General features: G+C 74.8%; 19 protein-coding genes. 8 read left to right on the top strand and 11 right to left on the bottom strand.

Features of this window, described 5'->3' with window-relative positions; genetic code table 11:
- Window positions 1-45 precede the first annotated feature (45 nt).
- The 4 genes from WME76_RS36260 to WME76_RS36245 all read right to left on the bottom strand — a co-directional run bounded on the left by WME76_RS36260 (window position 46) and on the right by WME76_RS36245 (window position 5,779).
- Window positions 46-1,650, bottom strand: a complete 1,605-nt coding sequence (locus WME76_RS36260; protein ID WP_437956758.1) for a hypothetical protein — start codon at window positions 1,648-1,650, stop codon at window positions 46-48.
- Window positions 1,608-1,991, bottom strand: a complete 384-nt coding sequence (locus tag WME76_RS36255; RefSeq protein ID WP_437956757.1) for a hypothetical protein — start codon at window positions 1,989-1,991, stop codon at window positions 1,608-1,610. Before WME76_RS36255 ends, WME76_RS36260 begins: the two co-directional genes overlap by 43 nt.
- Window positions 1,991-4,456, bottom strand: coding sequence for an Hsp70 family protein (locus WME76_RS36250; RefSeq protein ID WP_437956756.1), 2,466 nt, complete (start codon window positions 4,454-4,456; stop codon window positions 1,991-1,993). Before WME76_RS36250 ends, WME76_RS36255 begins: the two co-directional genes overlap by 1 nt.
- 156 nt (window positions 4,457-4,612) lie before the next feature.
- Window positions 4,613-5,779 (bottom strand): CAP domain-containing protein, encoded by a 1,167-nt coding sequence (locus WME76_RS36245; protein ID WP_437956755.1) that lies wholly within the window; start codon window positions 5,777-5,779, stop codon window positions 4,613-4,615.
- Between the two features lie 148 nt (window positions 5,780-5,927).
- On the opposite strand from WME76_RS36245, the gene WME76_RS36240 reads away from it, so the two are divergent.
- From WME76_RS36240 to WME76_RS36215, 6 genes are all read left to right on the top strand, one after another.
- Window positions 5,928-7,400: an MlaD family protein gene (locus WME76_RS36240; protein WP_061610682.1), complete on the top strand. Its 1,473-nt coding sequence runs from the start codon at window positions 5,928-5,930 to the stop codon at window positions 7,398-7,400.
- 111 nt (window positions 7,401-7,511) lie between these two features.
- On the top strand, window positions 7,512-9,137 hold the full coding sequence (locus WME76_RS36235; RefSeq protein WP_437956754.1) for a multiheme c-type cytochrome: 1,626 nt from the start codon (window positions 7,512-7,514) through the stop codon (window positions 9,135-9,137).
- Window positions 9,138-9,219: 82 nt separating this feature from the next.
- A complete protein-coding gene (locus WME76_RS36230) occupies window positions 9,220-10,131 on the top strand; it encodes an alpha/beta fold hydrolase (RefSeq protein WP_437956753.1) in 912 nt (303 codons plus the stop codon).
- Between the two features lie 132 nt (window positions 10,132-10,263).
- Window positions 10,264-10,854: an RNA polymerase sigma factor gene (locus WME76_RS36225; protein ID WP_433930251.1), complete on the top strand. Its 591-nt coding sequence runs from the start codon at window positions 10,264-10,266 to the stop codon at window positions 10,852-10,854.
- Between the two features lie 3 nt (window positions 10,855-10,857).
- Window positions 10,858-11,388 (top strand): hypothetical protein, encoded by a 531-nt coding sequence (locus WME76_RS36220; RefSeq protein WP_437956752.1) that lies wholly within the window; start codon window positions 10,858-10,860, stop codon window positions 11,386-11,388.
- Window positions 11,388-12,755, top strand: a complete 1,368-nt coding sequence (locus WME76_RS36215) for a polymer-forming cytoskeletal protein (protein WP_437956751.1) — start codon at window positions 11,388-11,390, stop codon at window positions 12,753-12,755. The genes WME76_RS36220 and WME76_RS36215 overlap by 1 nt, the downstream gene beginning before the upstream one ends.
- 130 nt (window positions 12,756-12,885) lie before the next feature.
- On the opposite strand, the gene WME76_RS36210 is transcribed toward WME76_RS36215, so the two are convergent.
- From WME76_RS36210 to WME76_RS36200, 3 genes are all read right to left on the bottom strand, one after another.
- Complete coding sequence (locus tag WME76_RS36210; protein ID WP_437956750.1) at window positions 12,886-14,826, bottom strand: hypothetical protein; 1,941 nt, start codon at window positions 14,824-14,826, stop codon at window positions 12,886-12,888.
- A 96-nt stretch (window positions 14,827-14,922) separates the two neighbouring features.
- Window positions 14,923-15,522 carry a hypothetical protein gene (locus WME76_RS36205; protein ID WP_437956749.1) on the bottom strand — a complete coding sequence of 200 codons (600 nt, stop codon included), beginning with the start codon at window positions 15,520-15,522 and terminating at the stop codon, window positions 14,923-14,925.
- A gap of 88 nt (window positions 15,523-15,610) precedes the next feature.
- A complete protein-coding gene (locus tag WME76_RS36200; RefSeq protein WP_437956748.1) occupies window positions 15,611-17,218 on the bottom strand; it encodes an AMP-binding protein in 1,608 nt (535 codons plus the stop codon).
- A 62-nt stretch (window positions 17,219-17,280) separates the two neighbouring features.
- Between WME76_RS36200 and WME76_RS36195 the strand changes: the two genes are divergently transcribed.
- A complete protein-coding gene (locus WME76_RS36195) occupies window positions 17,281-18,054 on the top strand; it encodes an ExbD/TolR family protein (protein WP_437956747.1) in 774 nt (257 codons plus the stop codon).
- A 390-nt stretch (window positions 18,055-18,444) separates the two neighbouring features.
- Window positions 18,445-19,746: a tetratricopeptide repeat protein gene (locus WME76_RS36190; RefSeq protein WP_437956746.1), complete on the top strand. Its 1,302-nt coding sequence runs from the start codon at window positions 18,445-18,447 to the stop codon at window positions 19,744-19,746.
- Window positions 19,747-19,749: 3 nt separating this feature from the next.
- Here the strand turns inward: WME76_RS36190 and WME76_RS36185 are convergent, their stop codons facing one another.
- The 4 genes from WME76_RS36185 to WME76_RS36170 form a co-directional block, all read right to left on the bottom strand.
- Window positions 19,750-20,292: a DUF2085 domain-containing protein gene (locus WME76_RS36185; RefSeq protein WP_437956745.1), complete on the bottom strand. Its 543-nt coding sequence runs from the start codon at window positions 20,290-20,292 to the stop codon at window positions 19,750-19,752.
- A gap of 1 nt (window position 20,293) precedes the next feature.
- A complete protein-coding gene (locus WME76_RS36180) occupies window positions 20,294-21,391 on the bottom strand; it encodes a uracil-DNA glycosylase family protein (protein ID WP_437956744.1) in 1,098 nt (365 codons plus the stop codon).
- A 10-nt stretch (window positions 21,392-21,401) separates the two neighbouring features.
- A complete protein-coding gene (gene trxB / locus WME76_RS36175) occupies window positions 21,402-22,361 on the bottom strand; it encodes a thioredoxin-disulfide reductase (RefSeq protein ID WP_437956743.1) in 960 nt (319 codons plus the stop codon).
- Window positions 22,362-22,580: 219 nt separating this feature from the next.
- Complete coding sequence (locus tag WME76_RS36170; protein ID WP_437956742.1) at window positions 22,581-24,143, bottom strand: OmpP1/FadL family transporter; 1,563 nt, start codon at window positions 24,141-24,143, stop codon at window positions 22,581-22,583.
- Window positions 24,144-24,164: the final 21 nt, after the last annotated feature.

Here is a 24,164-nt window from a genome sequence, read left to right as displayed (position 1 = left end):
CGGGGATCCGCCCGCGCCGTCATCGAGCGCGCGCGGCGCTCGGCGTCACACCCCGCACGCGACGTTGCCGCGCTGGAGCCCCGCGAGGCGCGCGTCCTCCAGCGCCTCGGCCTCGGCGAGGAGCCACCGGAACATCGCGTTCGCGATCGCCCGCTCCTTGCGGGCGTTGAACAGCCAGACGGCGGCGTGGCACACGTCGGCGTGGAACTTGGGGAACACGAGGCGGCGGAACTCCGCGCCCACGAGCTCGGCCGCGGCCTCGTACTGCGCGCGGAGCGCCGTCCACTCGCGCCACTCCGACAGCGCCGGGAGCTCGCGCTTCTCGTCGACGCGGCGGCGCAGGGCGTCGCACGCGAGCTCCACCTCGGACAGGAGCTCGTCCCGGAGCCGACGGCGCGTGCGGCCGATGGTCGCGCCGAGGTCGTCCCACTCCGCGAGCGGCACGCGCGCCGCGCGCAGCGCCGCCGCGAGGTCCTCCTCGACCGCGCGCGCGACCGGGCCGAGCGCCGCGTGCGCCCCCGAGGCGCCGAGCGACAGCGCCCGCTCGCGGAGCTCGGCCTGGGCGCGCTCGTCCTCGAGCGCCGCGTCCCACGCGCCGCCCAGCCGCCGGAGGTCGTCGCCGGAGACCTCGCCGCGCGGCCGGAGCAGCAGCGTCGCGTGGAGCAGCACCGCCCGGCTCCACAGGTCGCCCTCGGCGACCTTCGCGGCGCAGGGCTCGGGCGCGTCCGGCGCCGGGCGCGGCGCGCCGGCGCCCGCGGCGAGGGCGCGGCGCAGGAGCGGGAGCGTCGCGCGGCGCCGGGGCGCGGCGAGCCAGCGCAGCCAGAGCGCGACCGCGCCCGGCGCGCTCACGTCGCCGAGCAGCCGCGCGGCGGCCGCGCCGAGCAGCGACGTCGCGCGGCCGCCCCCGTGGGCCGCGCGCTCGACGACGGCGGCCCAGTCGCCGCGGGCGGCCGCCTCGGCGGCGAGCCAGCCCGCGGCGATGCGGCGGGCCTCGCGGGGGCAGGCGCGCTCGTCGAGGCTGGCGACGCTCTCCAAGAGCGCCCGCGCGCCCTCGATGTCGCCGCGGTACGCCGCGAGCATCGCGCCGGCCGCCACGCCCGCGCCGCGCAGCGGCTCCGTGCCCGCCGCGCCCGCCCCGCCGTCGCCGCCCCGTCCCGCGCCGTGGCGCTGGCCGGTACCCTCCAGCAGGTCGCCGATCCACGCCTCCGCCGCCGGGTCCGGACGCCGCGCGTGGCAGAGCGCCCACGCCGCCGCGAGCGCCGCGCCGCCGCGCGGGTCGGCGGGCCACGCGAAGAGCGAGCGCCTCGCGGCGGCGTACGCCGCGCGCGGCAGGCCGAGCGGGATGAACACGTGCCGCGCGGCGAGCCAGGGCCCGAAGAGCGCGAGGGGCGGCGCGAGCACGAGGAGGCCAGCGAGCGACCCGCGGGGAACGGTGGACACGAAGAGCACCGCGAGCACGCCCAGGAGGATGCGCGCGAAGGTGCCGCCGAGCGCGTGGTCGTCGGTCGCCCTCTGTGCGTCCATCCGCCGCTCGACGAGCAGGGGCACGACGATGACCGCGGTCGCGACGACGAGGACGGCCATGAACGCGAGGGCGAGGTGGAGCATCACCGCGCCCTCCAGCCGAGGGCCGACAGCGCCTCCGGCCACGGGGCGCGCGGATCCTCTCCGGGCGGCTCCGGCGGCGGCAGGTCGCCGAGGTCGTCGTCGAGGTCGTCCTTCGGCGGCGGCCGCGGGTCGAGCCGCGCCCAGACCTCGTGCGCGAGGCGCCGCTCCGGGTCCCGCAGGTTCGCCATGGCCTGGCGCACCTTGTCGGCCGTGCGGGCGCCGGGGCCGACCGGCGTCGCGTAGGTCGCGGCGCTCGCGAGCTTGAGCTCGAGCATCCCGAGCAGCTTCTGCCCCTCGCGCTCGACCTCCGCGCGGCTCGCGCTCGGGCGCAGGCCGAGCACGTAGAACGGGTTGTCGCGGATGCGGCCGAGCGCGTCGTCCATCACCGCACCCCCGACTCGTGGCCGAGCCTGCGCTTCTGCGCGTCGACGGGCAAGAGCCGCCAGATCTCCTCGGTGATCGCCCGGAGCGCCGTCGCGTCGCCGCGCTCCGCCGCGCCGCGCCCGTCGCGCACGAGCTTCTGCGCGCGGACGAGATCCGACGCCTGGTGCGCCTCGGAGGCGGCGTCCTCGAACATCCACACCCACGCCTTCGGGTGCCGCTGGAACGCCGCGCTGCTCAGGTTGCGGACGAGGCGGAGCTGCCGCTGCAGCTCGACCTGGTTCTTCTCGGCGCGCGCCCGCGCCACCCCCTGCGCGGCCTCCTCGAGGAGCGCCTTCTCGGTGCCCGACCCGAGCTGCGAGATCCACACCGACGCGTTCGCGACGGCGGCCTGGGCCTCGGCCTCGAGCTCCGGCCAGCGCCTGTCGGCCTCGGCCTGCTCGAGCAGGACGTCGAGCTCGAGCAGCGCGCGCCGCGCCTTCTGCCCGGCGTCGGCGTCGCCGCCGCGCGCGGCGGCCACGTCGCGCTCGACCTCGGCGAGCGCGCACTCGACGTAGGTCACCTTGCCGAGCGCGTGCGGCTCGTTCCTGCGCAGGGCGCCCTCGCGCACGGAAGCGAGCCGCTCGCGCATGGCGGCGAGCGAGGCGTCGAGCACCTCGGGCGCCGCCTCGGGGACGAGCAGGTGCGCGACGCGCTCGAACACGAGCCCCTGCGACGGGATCAGCGCGCGCGCCGAGAGGTGCCCGCCGCGGTCGAGCTCGAGCGTGAGCTCGATGGCCGAGCCCGCGGGCAGCGTGGCGGTGAGCCCGCTCCCGTCGATCTCCAGCGCCCCGACCACGCGGCAGAGGTGGGCGACGTCGAGCTCGCCCTGCACGATCGGGATCTTCAGCACGCACGCGCCGGAGCCCTTCGGGACGCTCTCCACGCTGTGGTGCACGAACGTCCGCCGGGCCGGCAGCGGCGCGCCGCGCTCGAAGTAGACCCGCACGGTGTTGTCCGCGAGCGCGACGCCGATCGTGCGCGACAGCGGCGGATCGCTGATGGTGAGCCCCTGGACGATGGTGATCGCCTGCGGGTGCACCGGCACCCGCGCGCCGCCGGCGGCGAGCCCCTCGACGCGGAAGACGTTCGGCCGGCGCGGGAGCAGGTCGACGGTGATCACGAACGCCCCCTCGGCGTCGAGCGGGGCGTCGGCGCTCGTCCAGCCGTCGCCTTCCCGCGCGAGCCGGATCCGCTCGGGCGCGGGCCCCGGCCCCTCCACGACGCGGCCCACCACGTGGGGCGTCAGATCGGACGACATGGCCGGGTACTGGAGCCAGAGCCGGCGGCCCTCTTCCTTGGCCCGCGCGTCCGAGGAGGAGGCCCGCGCGTCCAGGCCCGCCGTGGCCGCGTAGATCGCGGCGCCCTGCGCGACGAGGGTCATCGGGTCGAGCCCCTCGCCGAAGGGCGCGCCGAGCGCGTCCCTCACGCGCGCCCGCAGCGCCGGCATCACCGTCGGTCCGCCCACCAGCACGACGCGCGCGAGCTGCGACGCGTCGAGGCCGTGCGCCGCGAGCAGCCGCCTGCATACCTCGATCGAGCGGTCGATGATCGGCGCGCAGAGCGCCTCGAGCGTCGACCGCTGCAGGACCAGGTCGACGTCGACGGGCGCGCCGTCCACCTCGAACGCCCCGGGGATCGCGAGCGCCGCCTCGTCGGCGCGGGTGAGCTCGATCTTGACCTCCTCGACGGCGAGCTTGAGCTTGCGGAGCGCGGCGGCGTGGCGCGGGTCGGCGCGGCTCACGGTGACGCCCTGGGCGCGCGCGATCTCGGCGAGGGCCCAGTCGACGATGGCCCAGTCGAAGTCGCGCCCGCCGAGGAAGTTGTCGCCGTCGTGCCCGACGACGCGGAGCAGCCCGTCGCGCGTCTCGAGCAGCGACACGTCGAAGGTCCCGCCGCCGAGGTCGTAGACGAGCCAGCTCCCCGTCGACTCCTCGGCCGTCCAGCCGGCCGCGAGCGCCGAGGCCACCGGCTCCTGGATCAGCTCCACGCGTTCGAACCCCGCGCGCCGCGCCGCCTCCGAGGTCGCCGCGCTCTGGGGCAGCTCGAAGAGCGCGGGCACGGAGATCACCGCCGCGGCCGGCAGGGCGCCGAGGTGCTCGGCGACGTCGGCGCGCAGCGAGCGGAGCACCTCGGCGGCGAGCTCCTCGGGCTTCTTGGTCACCTTCGCCGCCGCGAACTCGATCGGCTGGGCGGTGCCCATGAGCCGCTTGAACTCCGCGCGGGTGTTCTGCGGATCGCTCTCGAGGAACCTCCGGGCGCGCGCGCCGACCGTGATCGTCCCGCGCGCGTCGATCCGCACCACGCTCGGGGTGAGCGTCGCGCCCTGGGAGTTCCTGACGAGGGTGACCTTCTCGCCGTCAAAGGCGGCCGCGGTCGAGTTCGTGGTGCCGAGGTCGATGCCGACGTAGAGCGGGCGTGCAGCCATCGCGTGCAAGGATACACGCGCGGAACGGCGGCCGCCCGGATGAGCCGCAGAAGTCCGTGCGGTGGTGAACAGCGGGCGATGGCGGAGCTCGATCGGCTCCGGCGCTCCGGCGCTCCGGCGCGAGTCTCGGCGGCGCCTGACGCCAGACGTCCGCGGTCACCCCGCGAGGAGCTGCGTCACCCAGACCCGCCCGCTCGCGTCGCGCACCACCGCGACGCCCGTCCTCCCGTAGCGCCGGTCGAGCAGGTTGCCCCGGTGCGACGGGCTCGCCCAGATCGCGCGGTGCGCGCCCTCGGTCGTGCTCGAGCTGGCCACGTTCTCTCCCGCGATCGTCGCCTCGTACGCGGCCGCCTTGAGGCGCACCGCCGGGTCTCCCGAGCCCACGTCGTGGCCCACCATCTTCGCCTTGATCATCTCCTCCGAGTGCGCCCGCGCCAGCGCGGCGAGCGCCGGGTCGCGCGCGAGCGCCGGCAGGCCCTCCGAGGCCCGCGCCGCGTTCATCATCCGCAGCAGCGCGTCCTCGTCGTCCTTCGCCCCCTTGGCGGCCTCCTCGCCGGGCGCCGTCGCGCGGACGTACCGGCCCGGCGGCGCGCTCCCGGCGAAGATCATCGCCTCCAGCACGGGCCGCGGCCCTGTCGACACCGTGGCCAGCACCTGCACGAGCCAGCTCCCGGGCTGGTCGACCGCGAAGCTCGAGCGGAGCCGCGCGCCCGACAGCGAGCTCAGCACCGTCCTGGGCGCGCCCCGCGGCCCCAGCAGCACCACCTTCACCGCGGTCGCGGGGACCCGCATCGTCCCCTCGAGCGTCACCCACTGGCCCACCCGCGCCGTGGTCGGCAACGGCGACAGGTCCGCGAGCGCGTCCACCCCGACCGCGGCCACGATCACCGTCCCGTCCGGCTTCTTCGCCTGGGCCACCCCACATCGCCTCACCCCGAGGGTGATCCATCCCGACAGCCACCCGTCGAGCCGCGTCCCGATCTCCGCCGGATCGAGCCCCGGGCCAGAGATCGACCAGCCCCTGGGCCACGCGTGCGGCTCGCCGGCGGCGCGCAGGGTGAAGGCGAGCTCGTCGGGAGGCATGAAGTCCTCGCCCTGGAGCTGCCGCTCGACGTTGCGCCGGGCGACGGCGGCGAGCGCCGCGTCCGCGCTCCCGCAGCGCGCCGCGAGCGCGGCGATGTCCGCCGCGCCCGCCGCGCCCGGCTGCGGCGAGCGCGTCGTCGCCGCCCACGTGAGCGCCGGCGGCTCCGCTGCCGCGGCCCCGGCGAAGGTGAGCGCCGCGCCGAACGCGCCGGATACCCGAGTGGCCCACCACGCCCGCATGCGCCTCGGCTAGCAGGTTTCCCGGGCCGGCGCCCGTCATCGGCCCGCTCCCGGTCGCGCGGTGTGCGCCCCCCCGCATCGTCTTCGCGCCGACGAGAAAGCCGCGCGGTCCCGCGGTCGGCTCGTGCTACCGTGGCCGTCGCGCAGGATGGCTGAGGTCTCCAAGGCCGCGAAGGTCGGCGTCATGACGATCGTGCTCGCAGGCGCGGCCTACGGCGGCTACCGCTTCGTCTCGCGCGACGTGGGCGGCGGGAACGGCTACCGGGTCTGGGCCACGCTGCCGGACGCGATCGGCGTTTCCCCGCAGTCGCGGGTGATGATCTCGGGCATCCAGGTCGGCGTCGTCGACAAGATCTCGCTCTACAACGGCCAGGCGCGCATCGACATCAAGATGAGCCCCGACGTCCCGCTCTACGAGGACGCGGCCGTCGGCAAGCGCGCCACGAGCCTCATCGGCGAGTCGTTCGTCGTGCTCGCGCCCGGCACCGAGGGCAAGCCGCGCATCCCCGACGAGGGGAGGATTCAATATTACATCGACGAGCCGACGATCCAGTCGATGCAGGGCCAGGTCGCCGAGATCCTGAAGGACGTCAAGACCGTCACCGAGACCCTGAAGAACACCGTCGGCTCCGAGGGCGGCCAGGAGCGGCTCGCGCAGATCCTCGACAACCTCGCGGACGTCACCGAGCAGATGAACGCGACCGTGCGCGAGAACCGCGCGGGCGTCACGCAGACGATCAACAACATCAACCAGATCACGGGCGAGTCGGGCCCGCGCCTGCGGGAGATCCTGCGCAACGTCGAGCAGGTGAGCCGCGACATCCGCATGATGACCGCCGCGGCCGAGGTGCCCGGCCGGGACGGGCAGCCCGGGGAGCTGCGCAGCGCCGCGGAGCGCGTCGGCCGCGCGACCGAGAGCCTCGAGTCGGCGCTGAAGCACGTGGACAGCGTCGCCGCGCGCATCGACCGCGGGGAGGGGACGCTCGGCCGCATCACCAAAGACGAGACGCTGATCAACGAGGTCGAGACGGTCGTCGAGGACGTCGGCGAGCTCGTCGGGGGGATCAGCCGGTTTCAGACCGTCGTCGGGCTGCGGACCGACTACAACTTCCTCGCGAACACCATCAAGAGCTACGTCGAGCTCAGGCTCCAGCCGACGGAGGACAAGTACTACGTCGTCGAGCTGGTGAACGACCCGCGCGGCAAGACGGACTTCCAGCAGATCGACGTCGACACGACCAACCCGAACGACCCGGCGCACTACCGGGAAGTCCGCACGATCACGACGAACGCCTTCCGCTTCTCGTTCCAGTTCGCGAAGCGGATGGGCCCGTTCACGGGCCGCTTCGGCATCAAGGAGTCGACGGGCGGCCTCGGGCTCGATCTTCACCTGCTCGACGACAGGTTCGAGCTCCGGCAGGACCTCTTCGGCTTCGGTGAGGAGCTCTCGCCGCGCTGGCGCGTCGCGCTCGCGTACGAGTTCATCCGCAAGCTGTGGCTGCTCGGCGGCATGGACGACATCCTGAACACCGATCGCCGGGATTACTTCATCGGGCTGCAGCTCCGGTTCAACGACGCCGACCTGAAGACGGTCCTGCCCTTCGCTCCGTCGAGCTTCTGACCGCGCCCGTGGCCCTTCGGCGCGGCCCACGGCGGTTCACCCGGGCGCGTGTGCTATAGCGCGGGCATGAAGCGCTCGCTTCTTCGCGGGGTGCGTCGGGGATACGCGCTCTTGATTCCTTTTCTCGCGATCGCCGCGGCGGCGGGCGTCGCGGCCTGCCAGGGGTGCAAGGTCCCGTCGACGGGCGCCGTGAGCGCGGACGCGGACACGGAGCCGGCCGCGACCACGCCGACGGTGCGGCTCTACGTGCTCAGCAACGTCGCCGGCGCGCTGGAGCCGTGCGGGTGCACGAAGGACCAGCTCGGGGGCATCGATCACCTCGCCGCCTTCATCGAGAGCCAGCGCGACGAGGCGCCGAACCGGCTCGTGGTCGGCGCGGGGCCGCTGCTCTTCACCGACCCCGAGGTGAAGCCGGAGCGCTCGTCGCAGGACGCCTGGAAGGCCGAGGCGATGGCGCTGGCGGCGAAGGAGATCGGGCTGGCCGCGTGGGCGCCCGGCGAGAACGACTGGGCGCTCGGCGCGGACTCGCTCGCGAAGTACCAGGAGCAGGCCGGGGCGGCGGTGCTCGGCAAGAACCTCGGGGGCGCGAAGGGCGTCGAGGGCGTCGCCGTGCGCGACGTCGCCGGCGTGAAGGTGGGCCTCGTCGGCGTGAGCGACCCGAAGGGCCGCGCCGGCGCCTACCCCGCGGGCCTCCAGGCCGGCCCGGCGATCGAGGCGATGAAGGCGGGCATCGAGGAGGCGAAGAAGCAGGGCGCGCGGGTGTTCGTCGGGCTCGCGGCCTTGCCGAGGGGCGAGGCGCTGCGGCTCGCGGACAGCGTGCCGGAGCTGCACGTGCTGGTGCTGGGCAAGCCCAGCGAGCGCGGCGACGGCAACGACGGCCAGAAGCCGCCGGTGATGATCGGGTCGACGCTGGTCGTGGAGACGCCGAACCACCTGCAGTCCGTGGCGGTCGTGGATCTCTTCCTCCGCGGCGGCGGCGACGGACCGCTCGTGTTCGCCGACGCGGGCGGCGTCGCCAAGGCCGAGGAGCTCATGAGCCTGTCGACGCGGATCCGGGAGCTCGAGATCCGCCTCAACGGCTGGGAGGGCGACAAGCGCGTCTCGGCGAAGGACGTCGCCGATCGGAAGGCCGATCTGGACAAGCTCCGGGCCGAGAAGGCGAAGCTCGAGGCGGCGGAGACGAAGGTGACCGGCAGCTTCTTCCGCTACAACCTCGTGGAGGTGCGCGAGAAGCTCGGCGCCGACAAGGACGTCGCCGGGCAGCTCCTCGCCTATTACAAGCGGGTCAACGCCCACAACAAGGAGGCCTTCGCGGATCGCGTCCCCGAGCCTGCGCCGAAGGGCGAGGCCAGCTACATCGGCATCGACGCCTGCACGAACTGCCACGACGAGGAGCGCAAGGTCTTCGACCAGACCGCGCACGCGCGGGCCTACGCGACGCTGCAGCAGGACTTCAAGGAGTTCAACCTCGACTGCGTGAGCTGTCACGTGACCGGCTACGGCAAGCCGGGCGGCTCCACGGTGACGCACAACGCCGCCCTGCAGAACGTGCAGTGCGAGGAGTGCCACGGCCCGGGCTCGCTGCACGCGAAGGATCCCGAGAAGAAAGGGCTCATCGTGCTCTCGCCGCCGCCCGAGAGCTGCGTCACGCAGTGCCACCACCCGCCGCACGTCGAGGGGTTCGAGCCGATGGCCAAGATGCAGCTCATCCTCGGGCCCGGGCACGGCCGAGACTGACGGCGGGGGCGCCGCGCGGCGGTGTCCCCGCGGGCTGCTGCGGCATTTCCGCGGCGCGTCGATCGCGCTACGGAGGGCCCCTGTGACGAACGTGCACGCCGTCGTCTCCCGCCTGGGTCCGGCCGAGCGCGCGATCCTCGAGGAGCTCGCCGCGGGCGAGGCGCCGTTCGCCGTGCATCGCCGCGCCGCGCTGAGCGCGACGCTGCGCACGCTGGAGGGCGGCAGCGGCTCGCCGGTGGTCCTCCTGCACGGCCGCGGGAACGCCGCGACGACGTGGTTCCCGCTGCTCCCCGGGCTCGCGCGGCGCCACCGCGTCATCGCGCTGGATCTGCCGGGCTTCGGTCACGCGTCGTCGCCCCCCTTCGCGGGCGGGGGGTTCGAGGACGGCCTGCGCTTCTTCGCCGATCCGGTGGAGGAGCTCCTCCTCGAGATGGACCTCGGCGACGCCGCGCTCGTCGGCCACTCCCTCGGCGGGCTTGTCGCGGTGGAGATCGCGCTCCGCAGGCGCGCGCGCCCGCGGAAGCTCGCGCTCATCGGCGCGATGGGGCTCGGGCCCGTCATGACCGCCCGGAGCCGCGCCTATTTCCGCGCCCCGCCGGAGCGCCTGGTCCGGGTGCTCGGCGCCGCGCTCTTCCGCCGCATCCACCCGCCGCCGCCCACCCCGCTCGGCGAGCTCCTCGGCGCGCTGCACCGGGAGCTCTACGCCGTGCCCGACGGCCGGGTCGCGCCCGTCGCCGCGTTCAACGCGCTGTTCCCCGCCTTCGGCCCGGTCCCGCACCGCCTGGCGCGGCTCGGCGAGATCGACGCCGAGACGCTGGTGCTCTGGGGTGAGCGCGACGACGTGTTCCCGGCGCCGATCGGCATCGCCGCGGCCGCCGCGATCCCGCGCGCCGCGCTGCGCGTCGTGCCGCTCGGGCACGCACCCCACCTGGAGGACCCGGCGCTCGTCCTCCCGGAGCTCACGGCGTTCCTCTCGCCGTCCGCGGATCGGTGAGGGCCGCTGCCGGTGCCCCCACCACGGCAGCCATCGAGTCACATTGCCCTACCTCGGCAGACATGGGTCGGATCACGCCGCGCCGGCGCGTGAAATTTCGGGGAGGGATCGCGCGAACTGTCTAGGTTCACCATGATCCCAGCCACCACGCCGCGGTCTCCCCAGGCGCCCGACGGGCTGCCGGCGGCGTCGCTCGTGACGGCGTCGCTCGACGAGACCGCCGCCCTGCGGTCGGTGGTTCGCGCGGCGATCGCCTGCGTGCTCGGTGAGCGGGCCGATCACCCCGACGTCGAGGACTGCACCCACGAGGCGCTCGCCCGGGCCCTCGAGGGGCGCAGCCGCCTCCGCGACGGCGAGCCGCTGCGCCCCTGGGTGCTCGGGATCGCGCGTCACGTGGCGCTGGACGTGCTGCGGCGGCGCCGTCGCACGCGGCGCGCCGAGGCGCCGCCGGCGGAGGACCCCGAGGAGCGGGGCGAGCTCCTCGAGTCGGTGGAGGACCCGGCGCCCGGGCCGGAGGAGCGCGCCGCTCAGACCGAGCGCGCCCGCCGGATCGATCTCGCCCTGCAGAAGCTGCCGGAGCCGCAACGCCGCGCGCTCCTGGCGTTCCATGTCGAAGGGCTCAACTACCAGCAGATATCGCGCCGGCTCGACATCCCGCTCGGGACGGTGGCCACGTGGATCGCGCGGGGCAGGCGCTGCCTGGCCGAGGCGCTCGGAGAGTGATCGATGCACGACGACGACAAGCTCTCGCCGGATCTCGTATGGCAACCAGACGGCCACCTCACCGACGTCGCGCTCACGGCGCTGGGTGACGGGGAGGAGGCCATCTTGCCAGAGGGCGCGGCCGCGCATGTCGCTCGTTGCCAGATCTGCTCCTCGGCGCTCGGCCGGACGGCGCTCCTCTCGCTCCGCGCGGGGGAGATGCTGCGCGCGCACGCGGCCCCGAGCGGCGCGAGCGAGCCGGCGGCGCCGCGCGCCCCGCTGCCGATCCCCGCGATCGCCTTTGCCCTGGCGCTCTCGGCGCTCGGCGCGACGCCGTCGCTGGTCGCCGGCGCGGGGGGGCTGCGGGAGCGCCTGGCGGCGCTCTGGCATGCCTGCGCGGTCGTGGTGCGGACCGGCTGCGCGGTCGCTGGGAGCGGGGCGCTGTCCGGTTGGCTCACGGCGCTGCCGTGGCTCTCGGCGGCGCTCCTCGTCGTCGTGGGGGTCGGTGTCGCCTGGACCAGGGGAAAGCAGCTCACGCTGAACGGAGGGATGTGATGCGGATCCTCTCGACTCGTCTCTTCTGCGCCTCGCGGCTCGGCGCCGCTGCGCTGGGCGCCGCGATCGGGATCTCGGCCAGCGACGCGGCCATGGCGGAGATCACGCGCAAGGGATCCTGGCCAGAGGTCGAGCCGAAGGTGAGCCTCGAGGTGAGCGGAGAGCCGCGCAACGAGGCGCTCAAGCGCGTCGCCCGGGAGGCCGGGTGGAGCCTCCTGCTCCACGTCCCGCCCGGCGATGTCGTCGAGCTCCACGTCCAGGACCAGCCGGCGGACAAGGTGCTGGAGCTCCTGCTCGCCGACGGGAGCTACGTGGCGACCCGCGACGGCGACCTCATCGCGATCGCCCCGGCGGCGACGGCGCCGCAGTCAGCCTCCGGGCCGCGGCCCGCGCCCGAGCCCCCGGCGTCGCCTGCGGCCCCGGCGCCGCCCGTGCCCCCGGCGTCGCCCGACGACGCGGAGGACGCGGAGGACGAGGACGACGAGGGCGACGAGGAGGCGCGGCCCGCGTCGCGCGGCCGGGATCGGTTCGTGACCGGCGGCAGCCTGCGGATCGAGCGGGGCGAGGTCGTCCACGACGTGTCGGTGATCGGCGGCTCGCTCGACGTGTGGGGCACCGTCACGGGGGACATCGACGTGATGGGCGGCTCCACGCACGTCCACGAGGGCGCGCGCGTGCGCGGCGACGTGTCGACGGTGGGCGGCCCCCTCACGGTCGCCGACGGCGCGCGCATCGACGGCGACGTCGACGTGGTGGGCGGACCGTTCCGCCGGGGCGAGCGCGCGCGCATCAAGGGCGACGTGAACAACGAGGTCAGCCCGGTGGGCGACAGCGGGCCCGGCGCGAAGGGCGCGTCCACGCTCGCGCGCAGGGCCGGCAACGCGGTGACGCGCACGGCGCTCCTGTTCGCCTTCGGCGCGGTGATGCTGGCGCTCTGGCCGCGGCGGATGGAGACGCTCAAGGTCGAGATCGCCGCCCGGCCCATGCGGTCGTTCGCGCTCGGCGTGGTGGGCGTCCTCGGCGCCGCGGCGCTGGCCGTCGCCCTCTGCGTGACGTTGATCGGCATCCCGTTCGCCGTGATCGGCCTGCTGCTCGGCGTGATCGCCGTGGTCGCGGGCGGCTGCGCGGTGCTGGAGACCGCCGGGGCGGGGGTCTTCGGTCACCGGACCAGGAACCCCTACGTCCACCTCGCGATCGGCTGCCTCGGCCTGCTCCTCGTCAGCGGGATCCCCTACGTCGGCGGCGCGATCTGCGCGGCCGTCGCGCTGATCGGCGCCGGTGCGCTCGTCGCGACCCGGCTCGCGGGCCTCATCCGCCCGAAGCCGCGCGGCGACGCGGCGACGGGCCCGTACCGCACGTCGCCCTGACGAGCCTGCGCGGCGCGTCGCCCTCGGCGGCCCGCGCGGCGAGGCGCGCTGCTTCGACGGCGCTCGACGCCGCCTTGCTCGACGGCGCCGCCCCGCGATCGACGGCGCCTCGATCGACCGCTCGGTCCGCTCAGTGCACGCCGCCGACGAGCCACGCCTGCGCCGGGACGAGCACCTCTTCCGGTGAGCCTCCTCCCTGCGACGCGGGGCCGGTCGTGTTGCCGTCGCCGGTCATGCGGAACCCGTGGTCGCCGAACACGAGCAGCAGGGTCCGCGGCGGCAGGCTGTCCATGAACCGCGCGACAACGTCGGCGACCTCCTCCGCGATGGCCTCGATCCGCTCGGCGAACGGCGGCCCCGCGGCGCGCAGCCGCGCCTCGACCAGATCGAGCTTCATCAGCTCGCGCGACCCGACCCGCTCGCGCCGCAGCGTCGCCACGGCGCGCCCGCGGGCGATCGCGGGCTCCGCCTCGCTCGGCGGCATCGTCTCGCGGAGCCCGTCCGGGCCGCGGGCGAGCAGCGAGATCTGCGCCGACGTGGTGGGCGGCAGCGCCGCCCACAGGATCGAGCGCTCCACGAGGATGGCCCGATCCATCATGATCTCCTTGAGGTGCGCGGCGACCCGCTCGCCGAGATCGAAGCGCATCGCGTCCACGAGCAGGAGCTTCACGCCGCGGGCCCCGTTGAGCCGGGCGAGGCGCGCGGCCATGTCCGGCGCGTCGAACACCATGGGCGGCCGCTTGCCGGTCACGCGCAGCGCCGAGAACGCCTCCCGGTAGCTGTGCTCGAAGCTGGTCCTCCAGCCATCGACCACGCCGCGCACGGCCGCGTCCGTCTCGCCCGCGAGCGTCGCGCCGAGCAGCGGCGTGTAATGGGTCGCGAAGAGCTGCTCGATGACCCGGACCGGCTTCGGCCCGCGGGCGTTGTCGAGCTCGACGGCGAGCGCGCGCCACTCGGCCGCGCTGAGGATCCGGTTGCGCGGCGCCTTCCGCTCCCTGCGCGTCGGCGGGAGCGCGTCGGTCTCCGCGTGGGCGGCCTCTGCAGGCGGCGCTGCGGGCGCGGCCTCGTGCGCGGCGCGCGGCGGCCGGAGCGTCGCTCCCGCGCTGCGCTCCTCGACGGGCGCGCCGGGGTCGGCGCTGGCTGCGGTCATCGCGGACGCGTCGTTGGCGGCGGGCGGCGCGCCCGCTCCCGGCGCCGGCGCCGCGCCGGGGCCTCTCCCCAGGGCAGAGATGCCCACCGGCGCGTCCGGTCGGCGGATCTTCGAGGAGCGGGGGGGCAGCACGCCGCGCGGCCTCCCATCGGTCCGCGCCTCGGCCGCGGCGGGCGCCGCGGGCGCTGCCGGCGCCTCGGTCGCGGTCGCCTCGGCCGGGGGCGCCTCTTCCGGCGCCGCGGCGCTGGGCTGCGTCGGCCTGACGTGTCGCTCCGGCTCGCGCGCGGCGACGGGCTCGAGCGCCGCGCCCAGCTCGCGGGCCGCGCCCGGCTCTCGTGCGGCGACGGGCTCCCGCATCGGGAGGCTGCGCACCTGCCCGCGCGGGGAGGCGGCGCTGTGTCCCTCGGGCGCGTGCCGCTCGACGAGGTCCGCGAGCGGCACCGGCGCGAGGACCCTCGCGGACCGGTCGGCCTCGTCGAAGACGAGGGCGACAGGCGCCTCGCGCGCCGCGCTGAGCCAGGCGAGCAGCGTCGCGCTGTCGTCCGGATGGAGCGCCCCCGGCGCCCCGGTCGCGAGCCTCGGCAAGGCGACGGCGAGCCCCGCGGCGCCGAGCGCCCTGGCGCGGAAGACCTGGTCGGCGATCACCGCCTCGAGCGCGGCGCCGGCCTCGACCCGCGGCGGCAGCGCGCCGCGCAGGGCCAGCGCGAGCTCGACGGCCTCGTCGAGGGTCGCGCGGAGCTGCCCGTCCGGCGCCGCCGGGGCGCTCGCCCACAGGAAGCGGCGCCCCCGGAGCTCGCGCTCGGAGTCGGCGCCCTGCCCGCTCGGGGCGAACCGGGCCAGGCCGGACGGGGGCACAGGGGGCGACGGCGGTCGGCCCTCCTCGGGGGCGGAGTCGAGGCGGGAGACAGGATCGAGGCGCATCGCGCGGCAACCTCGCAGAACTCGCGAAAACGGGCGAATTTTCGGCGAGCGGGCGCGCTTCGGCCGGCCCGCGCTCGCCCACGGCCGCCGCCAGGCTCAGCCGGACTCGCGCGCGGTCTCGGCCATGAGCGCGAGCAACGCGCACGCGATGGCGAACCGGGCGTCGATGCGCCCCTGGTTCATCGACAGGTCGAGCGTGAACTCCTTCACGAAGAACCGGAACACCTGCGTGACCTTCGCGACCTCCTGCTGGTGGAGCTCGACATGCCACTTGCCGATGAGGAGCGGGAACATGCGCCGGAGCATCGCGGCGCCGTCCTCCTGCATGAGGCCGACCGGCTGATCGGACGGGTCGAGGATGTCCCATGTGTCGCGGAGGATCGACTTGAGCCCTCGAGAGCGGATCGTCCCGACCCGCTCGCCGGTGCGCGCGTCGAGGACGTCGAGACACCGGTTCAGGGCGACGACCTGCCGTGACCGGATCGTGAGCAGCGGCTGCGACTCCGACTCATCCGCGAAGAGGGTGAACTCCTGACGGAGCTTGAGCAGCGGGTGCTTGACGAAGCACACGAGGGTGCCATCGGGCGCGAAGACATGAAATTTGCGGCCGAGGAGCGACCAGAAAGGCCGCTTGATGGTGTAGGTGGGATGCGCGAACGGTTGAACCGCGAGGCCGCCGTAGGCGGCGGGGACCATGGGGGTGCCAGGCTGCATTGGCGCCGAGTAGGCCGGAGCGGCGCGCCTCGGTCAAGCGGCGTCTGCCGCGCGGGCGGGCGCTCCGCGATCACCGCGCGAGCGGTCGTTCCTCGCCGCCGATGCTCGCCACGATGGCCTTCACGAGCTCTGGCTTGACGACCTTGCCCATCGCGTTGCGCGGCAGGCTCCCCACGACGACCGACTCGCGTGGGACCTTGTAAGGCGCGAGTCGCTCCTTGGCCCAGGCGCGGAGCGGCCCGGTCGCGCACTCCGGCTCTCGCCCCGGCGCGGGGACGACGACCGCCACGACGCGCTCGCCCCACGCCTCGTCCGGGACGCCGATCACCGCGACCTCCGCGATGGCGCCGTGCTCCCGCAGCGCCTCCTCGATCTCGAGGGCAGACAGCTTGTACCCGCCGCTCTTGAGGATATCGACCGAGGTCCGTCCGAGGAGCCGGAAGCGCCCGTCGCCGGAGCGCTCCGCGACGTCGCCGGTCCGGAACCAGCCGTCCTGGAAGGCCGCGGCGGTGGCGTCCTCGCGCCCCAGGTATCCCTTGAACACGCTCGGCCCGCGGATCCAGAGCTCGCCCCGCGCGACCACGCCGACGCCGTCGCGCTGCGCCGACGGCTCGCCCGGCGCCCACGCCGACGCGTTGCCCGCGTCGTCCGTGATGCGGGCCTCGACGGTCGGCAGCGGAGAGCCGACCCAGCCCGCCCGCCGCCCGCCCGGATCGAGCGGATTGCTCATGCCGACGCCGATCTCGGTCATCCCGAAGCGCTCGAGCGGGATCGTGCCGGTGAGGTCGCGCCATCGCTCGGCCAGCGTCACGGGCAGCGCCGCGGACCCGCTCGTGGCGAGCCGCAGGGCCCGCGCCCCCGCGGCGAACTCCGGCGCTCCGCCGCGGTCGACGTGCTCGAAGAGCCGCTGGTACATGGTGGGCACGGCCATGACCGCGGTGGCCGAGCGGCGCGCGATCTCGGCGGCGACGCGCTGGGCGTCGAAGCGCGGCAGCATCCTCGTCGCGCTGCCCGCGAGCAGCGACGTCGTGAGCGCGATGGCGACGCCGTGGAGGTGGTGCAGCGGCAGCGCGTGCAGCAGCACGTCCTGCTCGGAGAAGCCCCAGGCCGCGCGCAGCAGCTCCGCCTGCACCGCGAGGTTGCGGTGCGTGAGCAGCGCCCCCTTCGGCTTGCCGGTCGTGCCGCTCGTGTACAGCAGCAGCGCCGGATCGTCCGCGGCGATGTCCGACACCGCCGACGCCGGCCCCGGCGCGGCGCGCTCGGCGTCCTCGACGCGGAGCACGGCGCGGCCCTCGGCGATCGGGGCGGCCACGGCGGCGAGCTCGTCCCCGACGAGGATCCGCCGCACGCCGGCGTCGCTCGCGAGCCATGCGAGCTCTGCCGGCGGATACAGGGGCGACAGCGGCAGCGCGATCCCGCCGGCGAGGATGACGCCGAGGAAGGCCGACACCCACGCCGCGCCGGGCGGCACGAGGAGCAGGACCCGCTCCCCCTCGAGGGAGCTCGGGCTCGCGCCGTGGCCCGCGCCGCGTCGCGCGCCGCCGGCGAGCAGCGCGCCGCGGACGCGGAGGGCGCGCTCCATGAGCTCCGCGAAGGTGGTCCGCCCCCGCTCGTCCTCGACGGCGGTCCGGGCGGACGATCCGAGCTGCGCGAGCCGTTCGGCGAGCGGGGAGGCCATCGCGCCAACTCTCGCACAGCAGAGGTGCGCGCAGCCAGGCCGGTTGGTTACACTGCCGCGCCATGCGAGCTTCCTCTTTCCGATCCAGCGCCTTGCCCCGCCTCGCGCTCGTCGCCGGCTCGATCCTGGCGGCGGCGTGCGAGAGCGCGCCGAAGCCGCCCGAGCCCGGCGCCGCCGCCACGGCGACCTCGATCGTGGAGGCGCCCGCCGAGCCGCCGAAGCCGAAGGGCATGCCGGAGCTGCTGGTCGACTCCATGGGCCCCTACCTCGGCCAGCGCGTGGATCTCGCGCAGAAGGACGGGGCGGAGAAGCTCGCGAAGGCCATCCGCGCGCTGCCGATCGAGGGCAAGCCGGTCACGCTGCTGGCCGACAAGAGGGCGAAGCCGAGCGCGGTCGCGGCCGTCGTGACGGAGCTCGGCGCGGCCGGCGCGCCGAAGGTCATCATCAAGACCGACGGCCGCGACGACCTCCCGAAGGAGATCACGGTGGTCCCCGAGGGGCGCGTGTCGAAGCCCCCTGCGTGCGCGGTCAGCACGATGGTGCTGAAGGACCTCGCGACGGCGATCTGGCCGTTCGGCGGCGGCATGGGCAAGCGCCAGCGCAAGGGGCTCGCCGGCCCGGACCTGTCGCACACCGGCGAGCAGCTCACGAAGGACATCGCCGCGTGCAGCGCGACGGTGGCCTTCTTCTCGGCGGACGACGAGGTGCCCTGGGAGATGGCGCACAACCTCGCGGGCACGGTCATCGCTTCCGACGCGAAGAAGAAGCTCGACACCCTCGTCCTGCTCCGCGCTGCCCCTGTCGCGGGGCGGCCCGTCCAGCTCGGTGGAGGCTGACGTGCGCGGCGCCAGGGGGGCTCGATCCCTGGATCGCTGCCCCCTCAGGGGCGCGTCCGCTGGAGGGGCGTCCGGCGCTATTTCCGTGCGCATTCTGTCAATTTTCAGCAGCGCGAGACATCATGTCCTCCTGTCGAACGAGGGCATGGCCGGTCAGGGCGACACGGCACGATCCGGCACACGGGATGGCGCGGCGACACGCGGAAATGCGCGGTCGGACGCTCGCCGATGGGGCCGGCCTGGATCATGAATAGGGCGAGTCGCCGGTCCCCTGCGCCATCGGGGGCGTGACGATCACGGGAGGATGGTTCGGACATGTCGAAGCGACTTCTTGCATCGGCCCGCGCGAACAGGGGCCGCAGTCTCCGTCCCCGGGCCTCCCAGCCCCGGGTGTCAGGGGCGCCCGAGGCTCCGGCCTCCTCGACCCGGGACTCCGCGTACCCCGTCGCGGACGGCCCGGACGTCGTCGCCGGGTCGGCAGCGGATCTCTCCGCTGCGCCCGCGCACGCCGCCGACACCGGGACGCGCGCTGCACCGCTGGACGCCGAGGTGTCCGCTGCGCCGCGCGGCGGTGACGCGCCGGCTGCGCCGCCGGTCGCGCGGGCGTTGGCTGCGCCGCCCGTCCCCGAGGCGCCCGCCGCCTTGCCGATCCCGGAGGTCCCCGCTGCGCCGCAGGCCTCCAGGGCACCGGCCGCGCTGCCGGCCGCTTCGAGCGGCGCGAGCGATGCGGCGCCGGTCAAGGCGCGGGACTCCGAGGCGTCGGTCGCGTCTCGACGAGCCGCCGCCGACGATCGGCCAGCTGCCCCCGCGTCCGAGGCCGACGAGCCGGCGCCTGACTCGGACGCGCTCGACCTGATCGACCCTTCCTCGCCGACGGCGGCGTTCTTCCGGCGCGAAGAGGAGTCGTTCCCGCCGCTCACCGACGTGGTCACCGACCCGGACGATCACGCGGACGAGCGCCTCGTGGTGGTCCATCAGCTCTCGCCCGAGACCCTCGCCCGCCGGGCGCGCCTGCGCCGGATCGTCGCGGCGGTCGCGGGGCTCGCCGGGGTGATCTCCGTGGCGGTGGTCGCCAAGTCGGTGCTCTCGAGCAAGCCGTCCTCGCCTGCTCCGGTCGCGATGGCGGCGCCTGCGTCCAAGCCGGCGCCGATGGAGGCGAGGCTCGCGGCCGTGGGGGCGAGTCCCGCGCCTGCGCGTGAGAAGGCGCCCCCGCCGGCCGAACCGGCGCCGGCGCCGGCCGCCGCGAACGTGGCGGAGGCCGCTACCGATCCGGTGAAGGCGGACGTCGAGGCGGAGAGGGCTGCGGCGGAGAAGGCCGAAGCCGAGAAGGCTGCGGCGGAGAAGGCCGAGGCGGAGAGGGCTGCGGCGGAGAAGGTCGAAGCCGAGAAGGCTGCGGCCGAGAAGGCTGCGGCCGAGAAGGCCGAGGCGGCCGCGGTCAACGTCGAGGACGCGGGCAAGCTGAAGAAGGAGGCGCTCAGCTTCCTCAACCGCGGCAGGTACAAGGACGCGATCGAGGCGTCGCGCGCGGCCATCGCGGCCGATCCGACCGACGCGCTGCCCTACCTCTACCTGGGCTCGGCGCTCCAGGACACCGGCAAGTGGAAGGACGGCATCGCGGCGTACAGCGACTGCGTTCGCAACGCCACGAAGGGTCCCATCCACGAGTGCCGCGCCATGGGCGGCCGCAAGTAGCGCTCAGCCCGGGCGGCGCGCGAGCCGCGTGAGGAAGGCCGCGGCCACGGCGTAGCCGAAGGCCAGGCCCGTGGCGAGGCGGGTCGCGTGCCAGACCGGGCGCAGCCCGAGGTCCTGGGTCGCCACGTCGACCACCATCATCGCGCTGATGGCGATGAGGATCGGGCGCAACGCCGTCATCGCCAGGCGGGGCCGCGCGATCGCGGCGCCCGCCGCGACGCCGGCGAAGATGCCAGCGCAGCGGCTGCAGAGCGGCATCAGCACGCCCTCGATCGCGAGGGACCGCTCGGGCATGCGGTGGCACATCGGCACGAAGAAGCGATCGAGCGCCGCGCCGAGCTCGCCGAGCGGCAGGCGGCTCCGCGCCAGGGGGACGCACCAGGGCAGGGCGCCGAGGAGCACCAGCGCGCAGCGCGCGGCCCGGAGCAGCGAGGGCGCCCCCGCCGGCTCCGGCGCCCTCGACCGGCCGCGCGCCGGCGCCGGCGCGTCGGCGTGGCCGATCGAAGGCGCGGCGACGCTCCCGCGCCCGGAGGCGGGCGCGGTCACGTCAGCCTCGGTCGGGCGCGCTCTTGCCGAGGTGGCGCATCACCTCTTTCAGGTCGCTCCACACCTCCCGCTTCGCGCCCGGCTGGCGCAGCAGGTAGGCCGGGTGGAATGTGGGCATGATCGGGATGGAGCCCTTGTAGAGCTTCCACGTCCCGCGGAGCTTGGTGATCCCCTCGTTCGTGCCGATCAGCCCCTGCACGGCGGTGGCGCCGAGCGCGACGATGACCTTCGGCTTGATCAGCGCGAGCTGAGAGGTGAGGTAGGGGCTGCAGGCCGCCATCTCGGCCGGCTCGGGCTTCCGGTTCTTCGGCGGCCGGCACTTCACGATGTTGCAGATGTAGACGTCGTTGCGGTGGTACCCCATCGCCGCGATCATCTTGTCGAGGAGCTGCCCTGCGGGGCCGACGAACGGCTCGCCTTGCAGGTCCTCTTCCGCGCCTGGCCCTTCGCCGACGAACACGACCTCGGAGAGCGGGTTCCCGCGCGAGAACACCGTGTGCGTGCGGCCCTCGTGGAGCGGGCACTTCTGGCAGGTGCGGACCTCTTCCGCGAGGAGCGCGAGCCGCGTCACGCGCTCCTCGGGCGTGTCCGGCTGCGCTGCGCTCGCGCGCGCCGCCGTATCGGCGCGGGGCGTCGTGGCGGCGCTCACGGCAGGCCGCGGGGACGGCTCGGGGCCCCGCGGCGCCTGCACCGGAGGCCGCGCTGCCGGCGCCTCGGCGATGCGCTGCTCCGGAGGGGGCGCGAAGGTGCCCGCGCCGGCGGGGCGCTGCTCCGGATGCGGCGCGAAGGCGGCGCGCTGCTCGACGTGCGGCGCGGCGGCGGGGCGCTGCTCCGGATGGGGGGCGGCGGGGCGATGGTCCGGGGGCGGCGCGGCGGCGCTGCCTCCGCGCGGCGGCGACTGCGCATCCAACCCCGGGAAGCCTCGATCCGCCCGCCGCGGGGCCGGCGGCGCGCCTTCGGCGGAGGATGCGCCCAGCGCTTCGTGGAGCGCCGAAGGAAGGCCCGGCAGCCCGTCGGCGCCTGTCGCTGCGTGCCACTCCAGGAACGCTCGGACCGAGGCGGTCAGATCGGCGAGCTCTTCGCGCAGCGCTTCGACCATCGTCCGTTCCTCAGTGGCCGCCCTGCTGCGCGAGCCAGCGCTCCGCGTCGAGCGCGGCCATGCAGCCCGTGCCGGCGGCCGTCACGGCCTGGCGATAGTTCCAGTCCTGCACGTCGCCCGCGGCGAAGACGCCGGGGATGTTCGTGCGCGTCGAGCCCGGCACCGTCTTCAGGTAGCCGTTCGGGTGGGTATCGAGCTGCCCGACGAAGAGATCGGTCATCGGCGTGTGCCCGATCGCGACGAACATCGCGGCCGCGGGCACGAGGTGGCTGTCGCCCGTCTTCAGGTTCTTCACGCGGACGCCCGTCACCATGTCGGCCTTCACGTCGAGCACCTCCTCGACCACGTGGCTGTAGAGGATCTTGATCTTCGGGTTCTCGACCACGCGCTGGATCATCGCCTTCGACGCCCGGAACTCGTCGCGGCGGTGCACCAGCGTGACGCTGCTGCAGAGCCCGGAGAGGTACGAGGCCTCCTCCATGGCCGTGTCGCCGCCGCCGATGACCACGACGTCCTGGCCGCGGAAGAGCGCGCCGTCGCAGACCGCGCAGGCGCTGACGCCCTTGTTCTTGAGCTTCTCCTCGCTCTCCAGGCCGAGGTAGTTGGCGCGCGCGCCCGTCGCGATCACCACCGACTTCGCCAGGTAGAGCGTGTCCTCCACCCACACCTTGAACGGGTGGCTCGTGAGCTCCACCTTCGTCACGTCCGCCGTCACGATCTCCGTCCCCTGGTGGGCGGCCTGATCGCGAAAGCGCTGCATCAGCTCCTGGCCGGTGATCTTCTCGGGAAAGCCGGGGTAGTTCTCGACGTCGGTCGTGAACATGAGCTGGCCCCCCGGGATCAGGCCGCCCGCGCTGAAGCCCTCGATGAGGAGCGGCTTCAGGTTGGCGCGCGCCGCGTAGATGGCGGCGGTGAGCCCGGCAGGGCCGGAGCCGATGATGACCAGGTTGCGGACGTTCGATTCGCTCATGGTGGAGCCATCTTATAGGCGCGACCGCCTTCCGCGTCGACCGCCCCGGCGCTCCGCCGCGAGCGCCCCCGCAGCGCGCGGCGCGCCCCCGCAGCGCAGCACCCCTGGCGCCGCATTGCGTTCCCGCCCGCTGCGCGGCGTTCCCGCCCGCTGCGCGGCGTTCCCGCCGCTCCGGCAGCCCTGCGCCTGCTGCCGGCCCCGCGTCGAGCAGCCGCCCGTTCAGAAGCGCATCGTTCCGCTCATACCGAACTCGTCCAGGCTGCTCTCGAAGCGGCCGCCGTTGACGCTCTGGACGCTGCGGTAGCCGCGCGGCGCAGAGCCGGAGACGGCCTTGAGGCGCCCCTTCCCGCCGTTGTCCAGCGGACCGAAGAACGTGTGCTGAAACGCGACCGAGACGTCGACCGGGCCCACGCGCGCGGTCACGCCCGCCCCGACGCCGATCCGGTGGCCGAGGTGGAAGTCGAGGTTCAGGTCGGCGTCGTCCTGCCCCTTGGTCTCGAAGAAGCCGCCCGCCCTCAGCGCCAGGAGGTTCTGGAGCACGACGAAATCGCCGCCGAGCCGGACTCCCAGGACATCGCGCCAGCGGTGCGGGACGTCAGCGTTCGGCGGCACCGTGCCGACGACCGTGCCGCGCACCGGAATGCCCTCGCGGAACCGGACCTCGATCGCGTCGACCGCGCTGTTGTGGGCCCACGTGAAGTCGAGCTCCACGTCGAAGAGGTCGTCGACCATCGGATCGCGCACGCGGGGCTCGGCCGCGGAGGAGCGCGCGGGCCGGGCGGCGCCGGCGCGCGGCCGGTGGTACCGGAGGCCGAGCTTCGCCTCCATCGGGATCTGCATCTCGAGATCGCCCGCGCCCTTCTCGTCGGTCACGTTGCAGCCCGGCGATTCCCCCCTGCAGGGGTCCTCGTTCTTGACCCCGGCCGCCGTCCAGTAGCGCGACTCGATGACGAGATCGGTCTTCGCGCGCACGGCGTCCTGCCACTTGAACCACGCGCCCAGATCGAGGTGATCCGTCGCCGCCCAGCGCGCGCCGAGGACGAAGCCCGGAATGAAGAGATCGTCCGCCCGCGCGCGGGTGCGCAGATCGTTGTGCGAATTGAAGTCGTCACCCCCCTCGGCCGAGGTCGCCTCGCTGAAGTTGACGAAATCGATGCTCGCCGTGCCCCAGATGAACCCGGCGCCGATCGAGACCCCCTCCGCGGGCGTGAAGCCGACCGAGAGCGTCGGCATCAAGATCAGGGCGTCGAGCGATGTGAGCAGGTAACGCTGCGGCGACGGCTGCGTCATGTCGCCGAAGCTCGGGTGCGTGTACGGCAGCGACTCGGGCCACTTCCGCTCGCCGACGCCGTGCGGGCCGAGCACCGCGACGCCCACGGCGAGCGCGTCGCTCACGCGCAGGGTCCCGGCGACCTGCGGGTTCGGGAACAGGCCGCTCTCCGCGCACACCTCCGGGTCGGGGCCGGCCTCGCTGCCGGGCGCCGGGATGGCGGTCGTGTAGCTCGGCGGGACGGGACGGCCGTCGGGGCCGAGGCGCGTGAAGCACTGCGCCAGATGGATCAGGTGGACGCCGCCGTGCGCGCTGCTCCGCTGCGCGGCGAGCCCCGCTGGGTTGAAGTAGGCCGCGAGCGGATCGTCCGCCCGCGCGACCCACGCGCCGCCGCGACCGAGCTGGAGGACCCCGATGTCCGGCGAGTCGAGCCCCGACGACGCGCGCGCCGCGCCTGCGGCCACCATCGCGGCGAGCGCCGCGCCCGCGGCGCCGGGAGATCCTCGTCTCATGGGGTCTATCTCCCCGCGCGG

It is taken from the genome of Sorangium sp. So ce119 (assembly GCF_051524405.1).
Classification (GTDB): Bacteria; Myxococcota_A; Polyangia; order Polyangiales; family Polyangiaceae; genus Sorangium; species Sorangium cellulosum_G.
Note: the sequence above shows the minus strand (reverse complement) of the source record. Positions and strands in the feature narration are given on the sequence as shown.